At 68.0% G+C, this 13,570-nt stretch carries 15 protein-coding genes; 3 read left to right on the top strand and 12 right to left on the bottom strand.

Annotated features, from left to right (window positions below; translation table 11 throughout):
• The first annotated feature begins 113 nt into the window (after positions 1 to 113).
• Together ACEN9V_RS07825 and ACEN9V_RS07820 are read left to right on the top strand one after the other, a co-directional pair.
• Positions 114 to 680: a hypothetical protein gene (locus tag ACEN9V_RS07825; RefSeq protein WP_141399077.1), complete on the top strand. Its 567-nt coding sequence runs from the start codon at positions 114 to 116 to the stop codon at positions 678 to 680.
• A 544-nt stretch (positions 681 to 1,224) separates the two neighbouring features.
• Positions 1,225 to 2,406 carry an IS30 family transposase gene (locus ACEN9V_RS07820; protein ID WP_096897647.1) on the top strand — a complete coding sequence of 394 codons (1,182 nt, stop codon included), beginning with the start codon at positions 1,225 to 1,227 and terminating at the stop codon, positions 2,404 to 2,406.
• 129 nt (positions 2,407 to 2,535) lie between these two features.
• Here the strand turns inward: ACEN9V_RS07820 and ACEN9V_RS07815 are convergent, their stop codons facing one another.
• From ACEN9V_RS07815 to ACEN9V_RS07795, 5 genes are all read right to left on the bottom strand, one after another.
• Complete coding sequence (locus ACEN9V_RS07815) at positions 2,536 to 2,931, bottom strand: low molecular weight phosphatase family protein (protein ID WP_096897525.1); 396 nt, start codon at positions 2,929 to 2,931, stop codon at positions 2,536 to 2,538.
• Between the two features lie 176 nt (positions 2,932 to 3,107).
• A complete protein-coding gene (locus ACEN9V_RS07810; protein WP_317951502.1) occupies positions 3,108 to 4,343 on the bottom strand; it encodes an FAD-dependent oxidoreductase in 1,236 nt (411 codons plus the stop codon).
• Between the two features lie 20 nt (positions 4,344 to 4,363).
• The gene (locus tag ACEN9V_RS07805; RefSeq protein WP_096897524.1) at positions 4,364 to 4,780 is read right to left on the bottom strand and encodes an arsenate reductase ArsC; all 417 of its coding nucleotides are present in this window, start codon (positions 4,778 to 4,780) and stop codon (positions 4,364 to 4,366) included.
• A gap of 20 nt (positions 4,781 to 4,800) precedes the next feature.
• Positions 4,801 to 6,198 (bottom strand): arsenic transporter, encoded by a 1,398-nt coding sequence (locus ACEN9V_RS07800; protein WP_096897646.1) that lies wholly within the window; start codon positions 6,196 to 6,198, stop codon positions 4,801 to 4,803.
• 5 nt (positions 6,199 to 6,203) lie between these two features.
• Positions 6,204 to 7,589, bottom strand: a complete 1,386-nt coding sequence (locus ACEN9V_RS07795) for an FAD-dependent oxidoreductase (RefSeq protein ID WP_096897523.1) — start codon at positions 7,587 to 7,589, stop codon at positions 6,204 to 6,206.
• 116 nt (positions 7,590 to 7,705) lie between these two features.
• Here ACEN9V_RS07795 and ACEN9V_RS07790 point away from each other — a divergent pair, with 116 nt between their 5' ends.
• The gene (locus ACEN9V_RS07790; protein WP_096897522.1) at positions 7,706 to 8,059 is read left to right on the top strand and encodes an ArsR/SmtB family transcription factor; all 354 of its coding nucleotides are present in this window, start codon (positions 7,706 to 7,708) and stop codon (positions 8,057 to 8,059) included.
• A gap of 117 nt (positions 8,060 to 8,176) precedes the next feature.
• On the opposite strand, the gene ACEN9V_RS07785 is transcribed toward ACEN9V_RS07790, so the two are convergent.
• The 7 genes from ACEN9V_RS07785 to ACEN9V_RS07755 all read right to left on the bottom strand — a co-directional run bounded on the left by ACEN9V_RS07785 (position 8,177) and on the right by ACEN9V_RS07755 (position 13,477).
• Positions 8,177 to 8,872, bottom strand: coding sequence for a cytochrome c biogenesis CcdA family protein (locus tag ACEN9V_RS07785; RefSeq protein ID WP_096897645.1), 696 nt, complete (start codon positions 8,870 to 8,872; stop codon positions 8,177 to 8,179).
• A gap of 29 nt (positions 8,873 to 8,901) precedes the next feature.
• Positions 8,902 to 9,402 carry a signal peptidase II gene (locus ACEN9V_RS07780; RefSeq protein WP_175349921.1) on the bottom strand — a complete coding sequence of 167 codons (501 nt, stop codon included), beginning with the start codon at positions 9,400 to 9,402 and terminating at the stop codon, positions 8,902 to 8,904.
• Positions 9,403 to 9,494: 92 nt separating this feature from the next.
• Complete coding sequence (locus tag ACEN9V_RS07775; RefSeq protein WP_255252561.1) at positions 9,495 to 10,073, bottom strand: TlpA disulfide reductase family protein; 579 nt, start codon at positions 10,071 to 10,073, stop codon at positions 9,495 to 9,497.
• Between the two features lie 32 nt (positions 10,074 to 10,105).
• Entirely contained in the window at positions 10,106 to 10,780 is a 675-nt protein-coding gene (locus tag ACEN9V_RS07770) for a DsbA family protein (protein WP_096897519.1), read from the bottom strand.
• A gap of 225 nt (positions 10,781 to 11,005) precedes the next feature.
• Positions 11,006 to 12,226: a M23 family metallopeptidase gene (locus ACEN9V_RS07765; RefSeq protein WP_246328688.1), complete on the bottom strand. Its 1,221-nt coding sequence runs from the start codon at positions 12,224 to 12,226 to the stop codon at positions 11,006 to 11,008.
• A complete protein-coding gene (locus ACEN9V_RS07760; RefSeq protein ID WP_254700851.1) occupies positions 12,223 to 12,753 on the bottom strand; it encodes a copper resistance CopC family protein in 531 nt (176 codons plus the stop codon). The genes ACEN9V_RS07765 and ACEN9V_RS07760 overlap by 4 nt, the downstream gene beginning before the upstream one ends.
• A 76-nt stretch (positions 12,754 to 12,829) precedes the next feature.
• On the bottom strand, positions 12,830 to 13,477 hold the full coding sequence (locus ACEN9V_RS07755) for a M23 family metallopeptidase (RefSeq protein WP_175349924.1): 648 nt from the start codon (positions 13,475 to 13,477) through the stop codon (positions 12,830 to 12,832).
• Positions 13,478 to 13,570 lie beyond the last annotated feature (93 nt).

Genomic DNA, 13,570 nt, shown 5'->3' with positions numbered 1-13,570 from the left:
AAGAACGTCAAAAAGTCGAGCAACCCGACCCCGAAGGACGAGTCCGAGCCGACTTCCCCGGCTGGTTCGGACGTGCCGGCATAGCTCCAGGACAACGACTCCTGGAGGACCCCTTGGACTACCGCACCGCTACCCGGGAAGAACGAGCCGCCGAGTTCATCGACTTCGCGACGAAGCTGCACGACGGCCGATACGACTACGCGCACGTTCCACTCGGCTACGTCAACGGCGACACCAAGGTCACCATCATCTGCCCCGACCATGGGCCCTTCGAGCAGACCCCGCGCGAGCACCGCCGAGTCCGCGAAACGCCCTGGGGCCCACAGCGTGGCCAGGGTTGCCGAGACTGCAGAGGGTTCAACGCTCAGGCGAAGATTCGTCGCGAGCGATTCGTTGCGAAGGCTCTGGCCACGCACGGCGACCGGTACGACTACACCGATGTCGTGTACTTGGACGCGCGAACCGACGTGACCGTGAACTGTAGCGAACACGGAGCATTCTCAGTCCGGCCAGACAACCACACCTGCAAATACGCGACCGGCTGCCCCAACTGCGCCCTCACATCTCACCGCTCGGCACCGCGGTCAAAGAAGAAGTCAGAGGAAGGCCAGTGGCGGAACCGCCCGGCAGGGACGACCACCGGACGGAAGCGGACCCCGCGCAGCGCGGAGACCCGCTAGCTGCGCCGTCGACCGCAGCCCCACTACTCGTTCGCCTCAACGTGTCAGCACCGGGCACGTCGTGAGCGACGGCGAGGCTTGCAACCAGCCGGCAGCGGGGGAGCGGCTACCCGAATCGGCTGCGGGCAGAGCGATCCGTCGGCCCAACCCACACCATCGCGATGGCGTTCCACGGGATGTTCTCGCGGTTCGTCGGCTTGCGGCAGCAGGCAGGGTTGTTGTTGTGAAGAGGGGAGCGAAAGTGTCTCGAAGTGCCTCAAACTGTCTGTTCCGCTCCTTGTTTGTCTGCCGCCAAGGCTTCCGCGACTTGGCGAGTGCTGTCGGCCGGCGGCGGAAATGGCAGCCGCTGATCTGCCTAGAAGCCCACGGGAGTGTGGCCGCCCCACCCCGATCTGGATCGGTAGTGCGCTGATCGTGATCGGCCTGGTGTGCTGGATCGTCGAGGGCGTTCTAAGCAGTCGCACGACAGGCGGCGGACCGTCTCACTAGCCGATCGTGGGTTCAGCCGGTCGTTGCAACACCACCGTGAATTGGAGTGTTGCAGATGGGATCGAGGCTGGACCACCGTGCCCGAGAGGCGCGGTTCTGGGAGCTATTGAGACAGGGTCTCGGACGCACGGCGGCCTGTGATGCTGTCGGCGTGGACCGACGTCAGGGATACCGATGGGTCAAAGCAGCCGGCGGACGGAACCCGTTCGCCAACACGCCCCGCTCCGACAGGTACCTCAGCCAAGAAGAGCGGCTCCAGATCGCAGACCTACGCCAGGACGGTGAGGGCGTGCGCGCGATCGCCAAAGCACTCGGTCGGTCGCCGTCGACGATCAGCCGCGAGCTCACCAGGAACGCAGCGGCTGGCGGAACCTACCGGCCGTACTCGGCTGAGAAGCAATGCCGTGCTCGTGCGCGACGCCCGAAACCGCGGAAACTCGACCGGCTGGAGCTCGCTCTGCAGGTCGAGCTGCGGTTGGTGCGGAACTGGTCCCCGGAGCAGATCCGTGATGACCTGGCTAGGACATTCCCCGACCGGCCGGAGATGCACGTGTCCCACGAGACGATCTACCAGTCCCTCTTCGTCCAAGGCCGCGGCCACCTGCGCGCTGACCTGCACAAACACCTCCGCACCGGCCGAGCCCTCCGCCGGCACCGCGGTGAACGTCGGCAAGCGTCGTGGTCGAAGATCCGCGACATGATCCTGATCAGCGAACGCCCCGCCGAGGCCGACGACCGGGCCGTTCCCGGCCACTGGGAAGGCGACCTGATCGTCGGGATCAACGCCCGCAGCGCGATCGGCACCCTCGTCGAACGCACCACCCGCTACGTGATGCTGCTGCATTTGCCCAACGGGCACAGCGCCGACGCGGTCCGTGACGCGATGATCCCCACCATCCAGACCCTGCCCGAGCATCTGCGCCGGTCGTTGACGTGGGATCAAGGCACCGAGCTTGCCCGACACAAAGACATCACCCTCGCCACGGACCTCGCGATCTACTTCCGCGACCCCCACAAACCCTGGCAGCGCGGCTCAAACGAGAACACCAACGGGCTGCTCCGGCAGTACTTCCCGAAGTCCACCGACCTCAGCATCCACAGCCCGGAACGGCTCCTCGAAGTCGCGGCTGAACTCAACGGCCGCCCCCGCAAGACCCTCGACTACCGCAGCCCTGCAGAAGCATTCGAACAGCTACTCTCGGACCCAAAACAACCACCCGTAGCAACGACCCCTTGAAACCGCCGGTCCTTCAACGGACGAGTGGTCAGAGCCTGTCCTTGACGCAGTTCTGTCTGTCTCAGATGTGTGAGCAGCTTCGTTCTGTGTCGTGCTTCTGGCTTCGCTTGGTGTCGGGTAGGCCGGTCGCTACGGCTGCAGGAGCTCTCGTTCGATGCGTTCCGCGACGGCGTTCCGCATCGGTCGCACGTCTGCCGGTGACCAGGAGGTGGGGTCGGGGAACGACCACTCGAGGACTGTCCCGCGTGGTTCGGCGGGGAGTTCGAGACCGGGCTTCATGAGGACGACGATGTCCGCCTGTTCGAGCAGGTCGGGCGTCACTCGCCGGGGGACGCGTCCGGTGATGTCGAGGCCGAGCTCGCCCACGGTCGCGGCGATCGAGGGGTTCACCTCGTCGGCCGGGGTGATGCCGGCGGAGGTGGCCGTGTACCGGCCGGGGGCCGCGATTTCGAGGAGGGCGGCGCCGAGTTGGGAGCGTCCGGCGTTGTGCTTACAGATGAACAGGACGGTCGGCTTCGTGGTCATGGGCGCGAGTCCGGTCAGTTGGTGCAGCACGAGGTGCTGTCAGTGGCCGGCTCCGGCAGAGTGCAGCACGCAGCCTCGTCAGCGGCAGGAGTGCCGGTGACGGCTGGGGTGGTGCAGCAGGAGCTGCCACCGATGTCGGAGGAGCAGACGCCCGTTTCGGGGAGGACGAGTTCGAGCTATCGGGCTCCGGTGTGGTCGCCAGCGAGTTCAGCGGCGATGGAGCGGACTTGCTCGTAGCCGGTGAGGAGCAGGAAGGTGGGGGCGCGGCCGTAGGACTTCATGCCGGCGATGAAGAAGTTCGGCTCTGGGTGCGCCAACTCGGCGACACCGTGCGGAGGGACGGAGCCGCAGGAGTGCAGGTTCGGGTCGATGAGCGGCGCGAGGGCTCGGGGTGCTTCGACGATGTCGTCGAGGCCGAGGCGGATCTCGCGGAGCATGTCGAGGTCGGGCCGGAACCCGGTCGCGTTCACGATGACGTCGACGGTCACCGCGAAGGGCTCTCCGGCGCGACGGCCGGTGACGGTGACCTGGTCGCCGTCGGCGCGGACGTCGTCGATCTCGTACGAGGCGATCTGCTGCACCTGACCGGACTCGACGAGCCCGTGGACGGTGGACCCGAGCTGCCCGCGGGCGGCGAGCCCGTCTGCGGCGTCGGCGCCGAGCCGGGCTGTGCCGGCGTTCCGGACAGCCCACAGCACGTCGGTACTCGGCGCGATCTTGGCGAGGCTGGCGAGCTTGATGAGGGTGTTCGCGGCGGAGTGGCCGGCACCGACGACGAGGACCCGCTTCCCCGCGAACCGGTCACGGTCGGCGCCGAGGACGTCGGGCAGTGCGTGGACGACCCGGTCGCCGAGATCCGCGGCCGGTACGAGGCCAGCGGCAGTGAGGGGGTTCGGGGACGTGTAGGTGCCCGAGGTGTCGACGACCGCACGCGCAGTCACGTCAGTGACGCCGTCGGCGGTGTGGAGGCGGAGCAGGAATGGGGTGTCTGCGCGGCCGGTGGAGCGGGTGCGGTCCATGCCCTGCCGTGACACCGCTTCCACGCGGGTGCCGTACTGGATCACCGGTGCGAGCTGCGGGGTCGCCGCGAGGGGCGCCAGGTACGTGTCGACGAGGTCCTGGCCAGTGGGCAGAGATGACGCACGGGGTGCTTCCCAGCCGGTGGCTTCCAGGAGTCGCTGGGCGGCGGGGTCGATGACGTACCGCCACGGGGAGAACAGTCGAGTGTGCCCCCACGCGCGAACGCTCGTCCCGACCGTCGGGCCAGCTTCGTAGACCACGACATCGAGGCCCTGATCGAGGAGGTGCGCGGCGGCAGCGAGCCCGACGGGGCCGGCGCCGATGACGGCAACGGGGAGTCCGGTGAGGCGGTCCGCGTCAGTCCGTGGTGGGACAGTGAGGGTGAGCGTCATGATCTGCGGCTTCCTGGTCGTTACGCGGTTGCTTCGGTGGGCAGCAGCTCGGCGAGGAGCGTCTGGACGCGGTGCTTGATGTCGTCCCGGATGGGGCGGACGTCCTCGATGCCGCGACCGGCAGGATCGGTGAGGTCCCAGTCCTCGTACCGCTTGCCGGGGAAGATCGGGCAGGCGTCGCCACAGCCCATGGTGATGACGGCGTCGGATTCCCGGACCGCGTCGGTGGTGAGGATCTTCGGCTGGTTGCCGGCGATGTCGATGCCGTCTTCGGCCATCGCCTGGATCGCGACCGGGTTGATCTGGTCCTTCGGCTCGGAGCCGGCGGAGAGAACCTCGACGCGGTCGCCACCGAGGGCCTGGGCGTACCCGGCGGCCATCTGGGACCGCCCGGCGTTGTGGACGCAGACGAACAGGATCGTGGGCTTGTCACTCATGGGTGTGTGTCTTTCCGGGTTCAGCGGATGAGGGTGAGCCAGCCGGCGAGGGCGGCGAGGGTGACGGCGAGAACGGGGATGGTGAGGACGATGCCGGTGCGGAAGTACTGCCCCCACCCGATGTGGATGCCCTTCTTCTCCAGCACGTGCAACCACAGCAGGGTCGCGAGGGACCCGATGGGGGTGATCTTCGGGCCGAGGTCGGAGCCGATGACGTTGGCGTAGACCATCACCTCGTGGGTGAGGCCGGTCGCGCCGGCGCCGCCGATGGCGAGGGCGGCGATGAGGACGGTGGGCATGTTGTTCATCAGGGACGCGAGGATCGCGATGGTGAACCCGACGCCGAGCGCGGTGACGAGGACCCCGTGGTCACCGAACACGTCGAACAGCTTCGCGAGGTGGTCAGTGAGCCCCTGGTTCTGGAGGCCGTAGACGACGAGGTACATGCCGATGGAGAACAGCACGATCTGCCACGGCGCCTCCCGGATCGTCTTCCACACCGGAATCACCCGCCCCGACGCTGCACTTGGTTCGGTGCCGCCGGCGGTGACGGTGGCGGTGCCGCGGGTGCTGACGAGGACCGGCGCTGCCTCGGCCCGGGCGAAGAGGAACGCGGGCTGCCGGGCCGCCACGGCGACGATGACGACCGCCCCGACACCGGCGACGGCCGCGAGCGGGACGCCGAGGGGGTCGGCGGCGAAGTAGCCGACCAGCAGCAGTGCCAGGACGACCCAGCCGGTGCGGAACGTCGCCCGGTCCGTGATCGCGGCGGCGGGGCTGGTGAGGGCGAGGACGTCGTACCGCTTCGGGATGCTCTTGCCGAAGTAGAGCAGCAGCATGCCGAGGGAGGCGAGGACGGAGACGATGCCGACGGGGATCATGACGGCCGCGTACTCGGCGAAGCCGAGGTGGAAGTAGTCGGCGGAGACGATGTTGACCAGGTTCGACACCACCAGCGGCAGGCTGCCGGTGTCGGCGATGAACCCGGTGGCGAGGATGAACCCGAGCGCCGCCTTCTGCGGCATGTTCAGGGCCCGGAGCATGCCGACGACGATTGGGGTGAGGATCAGCGCGGCCCCGTCGTTGGCGAACACCGCCGCGATGACGGCGCCGAGGCCGACGATCAGCACGAACAGCAGCCGTCCGTTGCCGCGGCCCCAACGGGCGACGTGGAGGGCAGCCCACTCGAAGAACCCGGCCTCGTCGAGGATCAACGAGATCAGCACCACCGCGACGAACGTCAGTGTCGCGTTCCACACGATCCCGACCACGGTCGGGATGTCGGAGAGGCCGACGACGGTGGTGGCGAGGGCGATGACGGCGCCGATGAGCGCGGTGTAGCCGATCGGGAAGCCCTTGGGCTGCCAGATCACCACCACGAGCGTCGCGACGAAGATCGCCGCAGCGAGCACAGCCATCACCATCAGGCAGTCACCCCGGCCTGGTTCGCGGCCGCGGCGCGCTCCCAGCCCTGCGCGGCGACCTGCACAGCGTCCCACGGGGACCCGAGCGGCGGCGTGTAGCTGAGGTCGAGATCGATCACGTCGTCGACGGTGAGTTCCGCGTGGAGGGCGGTGGCGAACGTGTCGATGCGCTTGCTGATCTCCGCGGTGCGCTGCCCGACGATCTGCGCGCCGAGGAGCCGACCGGTGGTCTGGTCGCCGGTGACGCTGATCGTCAGCGGGACGGCGCCCGGGTAGTACCGCTTGTGGTCATCCGCCACCGTCACCCGAGTCAGCGGCGGCACCTCGAGCGGGCTGGTTTCGTGCTGGCGGAGGCCGGTGCGGGCGGCGACGAGGTCGAACACCTTCACCACCTGCGTCCCCACCGAACCGGCGAACGTCTTCGAGCCGCCGAGCATGTTCTCCCCGGCGACGCGACCCTGCTTGTGCGCCGTCGTCCCGAGCGGCAGCCACGTCGTGCCGAGAAGCCGGTGGTGCGTCACGACGCAGTCACCGGCAGCCCACACGTGCGGCACCCCGGTCCGCATGGACGCGTCGACCACGATCGCGCCAGCCTGGCCCAGCTGCGCTCCAGCGGCTACGGCGAGTCCCGTGACGGGACGGACGCCGACGCAGACCACGACGAGGGCGAACGTGCCCTCCGCGTCGCCAGAGGTCGAGCTGGTGGCGACGCGCCACTGTCCACCGTCTGCCGGTGTGATCCCGGTGACAGTGGACCCCGTCAGCACGGTCGCGCCGTGGCGGCGGACCTCGGCGGTGACGAGGGAACCGAGTTCGGGGTCGAGGGTGGAGAGCACTTCGGGACCGCGCTGGATCAGCGTCGTGTCGAACCCACGGGCGACGAGGCCCTCGGTCATCTCCAGGCCGATGTACCCGGCACCGACGACCGCGACCCGGCTCCCCGCCGGCAGCAGCTCGAGGGCAGCGACGACCTGCTCGGCGTCGGTCATGGAGTGCAGCAGGTGGATGCCCGGTTCCCCGAACGGGACCCCGGCCGGGCGCACCGGCTCGGCGCCGGTGCCGATCAGCAGCTCGTCGTAAGCGATCTGCTCTTCCCCGGCGGGGCCCGTGACGGAGAGTCGGCGGCGATCGACGTCGACGGCCGAGGCCCACGTCGAAGAACGCACAGTCATGCCGGCAGCCTCAAGATCGGTGCGGGTGCGGTGCGCGAGGGACGCTTCCGTGGCGACGTCGCCGGACACCCAGTACGGGATGCCGCAGATGGAGAAGTTCGGGAACTCGTCGGCGAGCACCACCGTCACGTCGGTGGTCGGGTCGAGTTCGCGGGCGCGGAGTGCTGCGGCGATGCCGGCGTCGCTGCCGCCGACGGCGAGGAGGTGAGTCATCAGGCTGGTCCTTCACGGATCGAGCGGGAGCCGAGAGCCGGCAGCTACATCGAAGCACGTCGATATCGATGTGCGCAAATATAGACGCGTGTCGAAGTCCGTGGGAGGATGAGGTCATGACGATCGAGCTGCTTCCCATTCAGGACGTCACTGCGTGCTGCTCGCCCGTCACGACCGAGGCGATGGACCAGGCATCCGCCGAGGTCCTCGCGAAGTCGCTGAAGGCGATCGCCGACCCGGCCCGCTTGCGGCTGATCTCGATGGTCGCAGCGCACGACGGGTCCGAGGCATGCGTGTGCGACCTGCAGGAACCGCTCGGCCTGTCCCAGCCGACCGTGTCCCACCATTTGAAGGTCCTCGTCGACGCCGGGATCCTCCACCGTGAGAAGCGCGGCACCTGGGCGTACTTCTCCCTCGTTCCCGGCGCCCTCGACACCCTCGCCGGCCTGATCGCCGCACCAACGCGCTAACCCTCAACAGCGCCGCGGCTTCCTAGGACTGATGGGCAGTCGCCCCGATGCCGTCGGCGATTACGCACTGCATGCTGCTGTGCTCGTCACGGTCCGGGTGTGGGAAGTTCCGGGGGACTACAGAACGACTGGTGTGTTCGCGACCACCCCTTGCAGGATGGTCATGATGAGGCTCCACATCCCGGTGAGCATCGCGATTCCGGTAGCGATGAGGATGCATCCGCCGAGGAGATTGACCGCCCGGATGTGGTTCCGTAGGTACTTCACTGTTCGGCTGGCCCAGCCGAAGCCGGCAGCAATGATGATGAACGGGATGCCGAGGCCTAGGCAGTAGGCCAAGCCGAGGGCTGCGCCGCGGAGTCCTGTACCGGAGTCGAGGCTGAGAGCGGTGATGGTGGCGAGGGTGGGGCCGAAGCAGGGCGTCCAGCCCAATCCGAACGTTGCTCCCAGCAGCGGTGCTCCGAGGAGACCGGGTCGCGGTCTCCATGCCGTTCGAACGGTCTGTTGGAGCGGACGGAAGAGCCCAATGAACGCGGCTCCCATGATGATGACGACGACTCCGAGAAGGCGGATGACGAGGTCCTGCCATCGGACGAGCCATGCGCCAGCGGCGCCAAACGCTGCACCGTACGCGATGAAGACCAGTCCGAACCCGACGACGAAGAGTGTGGCGCCGGCGAGGGTGCGACGCGTTGTGACGGCGGTCGCGGAGCTGCTGACATAGCCGAGGTATCCGGGCACAAGGGGGAGGACGCACGGTGAGGCGAAGGAGATCAGTCCGGCGAGCATGGCAATCGGAACAGCGGCCAGCATCTGCCCACTGAAGACGGTCTCTTGCAACGTCAACGAAGTTCCCGGTTCTCAGGTTCAGTCGGATCGTCGGCGTTGGAAGTGCCGGCGGTGCCACGCGTGGTTCGGGGCGTTGGGGATCGAGCGAACGTGATCGCGAGGATGATGACGCCGACGAGGATCGCAATGTCCGCGACGTTGCCGATTGCGATGTCGGCGTAGTTGATCATGTCGACAACGGCGCCTTCGCCGAGGTTTTTCCCGCGGGTGAGCCGGTCGCTAAGGTTGCTGGCTGCGCCGCCGACTAGACAGCCGACGCCGACGGCGATGATGAGCCGGAGGCCGGTCGCTGCCCACACCAGCAGGCTGGCCACCACGAGTGCTGCGAGGACGGAGAGTATCCAGGTTCGTCCTTCGGCGAGGGAGAATGCCGCTCCACGGTTGAACGCCAATTGCAGGCCGACCAAGTCGCCGAGGATTGGAATGGGCCGGTGGGGGTCGAGGTGCCAGAGCGCCCACAGTTTGGTCTGCTGATCAACCGCCGCGACGAGCACCCCAACCCCGACCACCGTCGCGAAAGCGCGTCCCCGCCGAGAGGTGGAGCCGCGTTCTGCGCCGGCTGGGTGGTGTGGAGGGCTGCTGCTACTCATGTCCGGGTGAGCTCGTCTTCGATGAGTGTGGCGAGGGTTCCCGGTCCGCCGATGGCTCCGAGGATCCGCACGGCGACCCTCCCGCGGGTGTCGAGGACGATCGTGGTGGGGACAGCGTTTGGCGCCACTTCGCCGGAGAGCGCGAGTTGCATGCGACCGGTGTCAGCGTCGAGGATCGATGGGTAGGTCACGTTGAAGCGGCGTTCGAAGGCTTCTGCGGTGCCCTGAGCGTCGCGGACATTTACGCCGATGAACTGCACGTCTTGGGTTTCGAAGCGTTCGGCGACCGTGTTGAGGTGCTTCGCTTCAGCGCGGCACGGCGGGCAGGAGGCGTACCAGAAGTTGAGGACGACAACCTGCCCGCGGAGATCCTCGCTGCTCAGTTGCGTGCCGTCCGTCGCGGTCTCGTCGAAGCGCACCGGTGTGCCCCGGTTGGATGTTGGCACCTGCGTCACGGTGCCGTCGCCGGACACGTAGTTCTTCGTTTCGCCGCCGCGGTACTGGGAGCTCAGCGCACCGGTTTGACCGCCGGCACACCCAGCCAGCAGCATCACCGCGATTGCTGCCGCCGTCACGGCGACTCCTCGGCGCCGCACTCGGAGGCCGGTCATCGTGTTTCCTGTACCGCGTCTGCCACAGCAGCTTCCAGGTCCGTGTAGGTCTGCAGGGGAACCAATTCGCCGTTGATGAAGAACGTAGGTGTGCTGTTCACGCCGAGTGTCGTACCGAGATCAACGTCCCGCTGAATGCGCTCAAGCACTGCTTTGCTGGTGACGTCGCGGTCGTATTGGCTCATGTTCAGGCCCAGGTCTTCTGCGTAACCGCGGAACCGTTCGGCCTGCGAGTCGGTGCCTCGCTCGCCCCACTCCTTCTGCGTCTCGTACATCCGCTGGTACATGTCTTCGACCTTGTTCTGCTGGGCGGCGGCTTCGACGGCGGCGGCGGAAGTGCGGGAGTTGCCGTGGCCGGGGAGGGGGAAGTATCGGAATCCGAAGGTGACGTCGCCCTTGTACTTCTGGCGGAGCTCCTCGACGTAGGGGTAGAACGCCGCGCAGGCTTCGCACTCGAAGTCGAGGAATTCGACGACGGTCACGGCGCCCTTGCCGGGAGGGCCGAGCACCCGTGTTGGCGTCACGGCACCGGTTGGGCTCGAAGACGCCGCCGTTGCTGCGGTTGGCGCTGAGGGAACGTTGGCGCGGATGATGAAGACGGCGGTAACGATGAGGACGAGTGCGCCGGCGATGAGGCCGGATACGACACCGATGCGGGTGCTACGAGTCATGGGGTCCCTTTGTTGAGTGGGGATTGGGGGCGCGGCCCCGAGCGGAACGTGCGAGGAGGAGGACGGTGATGTGGCCGATGAGGGCGAAACCGAAGCAGACCGCGCCGATCACGTAGACGCTGCCCGGTCCTGGGCCGTCACGGAGCAGCATCACGCTGCAGGCGGCGACGGCGATCGTGAGGACGATTACCTGCACGGCTGACCAGGTCGTCCGTATGGACCCCATCAGGCGCCCTTGCCGTTGAGGAACGGGGTTGGCGGGGTCGCGGTGCCGCCCTGCCGCACCTCGAAGTGCAGGTGGCAGCCGGTGGAGAGTCCGGCGTTGCCGACTTCCGCGATTTTCTGTCCGGCGTTGACGCGCTGTCCGACGGTGACTTGCACGCCGGCGGTGAACATGTGCGCGTAGTTGGTGGTGACGCCGCCGCCGTGGTCGATGGTGATGAGGTTTCCGTAGCCGCCGTAGGGGCCGGCGTAGGTGACGGTGCCGGCGGACGCGGCGTAGAGGCCCGTGCCACATGCGGCTCCGAAGTCATCGCCCGCGTGGAGGCGGTAGTAGCCAAGGACCGGGTGCAGCCGGTTGCCGTACGCCTGGTACGAGCTGTACGACGTGATCGGCATCGTCCATCCCGATGCGGAAACGGCCCCGGGGTTCGACGGGGTCTGCGGACGGTTCTGCGCAGCTTGTGCTGCAGCAGCCGCCGCGGCGGCTCGCGCGGCTGCAGCGCGGCGCCGCTCAGCCTCCGTGTACGCCGCCTCCGTACTCAGCGTCCGATTGCGGAGCACCGCAAGCTGGTCGGTGAGTTCCCGCTGTCGGCTGCGCTGGGTGGCCTCCGCAGCGGCAGCGGCAGTGGCGGCCGTCGACGCGGCCGTGAAGGCGCCGGCAGCGGTGTTCCGGAGCTGGTCCCGCTTGCGCTTGGCGGCCTTCGCTTGCTTGCTCAACGCCGTCGCGGTCCCAGCCTTGGTAGCGGCGTCGCCGAGGGCGGTGTTCATGGTGTCGGTGACCTTGGACGCTGTGCCCAGACGGGAGAGGAGATCGTCAGTGTCCGCCGTAATACTCACCGTGAGATCGCGTCCTGCCGACCGGGAGAGATACGCCGACCAGGACGCGATCTGCTCCTCCGCGCCGGCGGCATCCGCTCGTGCTTCGTCGGCCTGCGCGGTGAGCGTGTCGAAGCGGCCAGCCGCAGTGTCAGCGGCGTCCTGAGCGACTTGCAGCTCGCGTCCGCGGGCGGCAGCGTTCGCCTTGGCCGTCGCGGTCGTTTCTTCGAGTTCCGCGACGAGCGCGGCGATCTGCTCGGCCTGCCGGGAGGCGGCCGCTTCGTCGCCTCGAGCGCGGAGGACGTCTGCCCAGCTCGGTGCCGTTGCTGCCGCCGCGGGTGCTGCGGGCAGCGCAGCGATGACGATCCCGATGATGGTGGCCGCGGCGAGCGTGGTGCGCCGCATCATTCGGGGGCCTTCGGGCGGCGGCGGGTGATGAGCAGGATCCCGACGACCGCGAGGACGAACAGCCCGGTCAGACCGCCAAGTGCCCAGATCGCCGGGCTGGTGTCCTTCGCGCTGCCGCCCTGGGCTGTTGCTGTTCCTGTTGCGGTCGGGGAGGCGGTTGCTGCGGGTGTCGACGGTGCGGCTGAGGCTGTCGGGGTTGCGGATGCGGTGCTGCCGGTGGAGGTGAACTGGTAGCCGCCGGAGATCGGGTGCCCATCGACGGAGACGCTGCGCCAGGCGAGTTTGTACGTGCCGGGGGCAGCGACATCGACGGGTTTGGTGAGGGTGCTGCCGTCGACGTTCAGCGTGCCCGTGGTGACTTCGGACCCGTAGGGCCCGATGACGCTGATCACCAGTCCGGATTCCAGCCCCGCCAACGGCTGCTCCGAAAACGTCAGGGTGACCGCGTTGAGGTCGCCGCTGATGGTGGTGTCGGCGGCGGGCGTTGCTGATGCGAGGGCGTCGTGCGCACTTGCCGGGGCAGCCATGGTCAGTGCCGTGGCGAGCACAGTTGCCGGGATGAGGGTTGCGATAAGGGTGCGAAGTCGCACGAGTGCCTTCCTGTTAGAAGTTGCGGCCAGCATTGCTGCGCAGCCACGCTTCCGGGTCGATGGGAGTGGCGCCGCCCTGATGCACCTCGAGGTGCAGGTGCGCTCCGGTACTGCGACCGGAAGACCCGACAAGCCCCACCCGGTCGCCGACAGCGACGCGTTGCCCCGTCCGGAGCGGGGACGAACCGATGATCATGTGGGCGTACAGCGTGGACACGAGCTGCCCGCCGACCTGGTGGTCGATGATCACGTACTGCCCGAACTCCGAATGCCGACCGGAGACGCGGACCACGCCATCCGCGACGGCGCCGATGGGGGTGCCAGCTCCGGGGGTGAGGTCGAGGCCCTGATGCGCTGTTGAGCAGGTGGCGCATGGCGCAATGCGATACCCGAAGCCGGAGCTCTGCGGCACCGGACCGGGGAACGGCCAGCGAACATCACCCCCGCCGGTGACGGCGCCCACCTGACCGGTTGCAGTACCCGGTGTGCTGCTGACCACTGCCGGGGTGCTGACGGTGAAGGAGTCGCGCTGAACGGTGGGGTCCAACGCCGCAGCCGCCACCTGGAGGCTCTGACCGGTCACGCCGGGGGCGAGGATCGTCGCCGGCGCGGCCACGGATGCCGTTGCCGGCCCAGGCAGTGCGGCAGTTGCAAAGAGCACGACGGCTGCTGCTGCACTCGTTATCACCAACTGCGAGGAGAGAGCCCTCCTCGGGCGAGTGGGGGAGCCCGTGACGATGCGCGGACGGGGAAG

It is taken from the genome of Curtobacterium sp. Curtsp57 (genome assembly GCF_047324335.1).
Classification (GTDB): domain Bacteria; phylum Actinomycetota; class Actinomycetes; order Actinomycetales; family Microbacteriaceae; genus Curtobacterium.
This window is presented reverse-complemented; position numbering and strand designations above follow the sequence as displayed.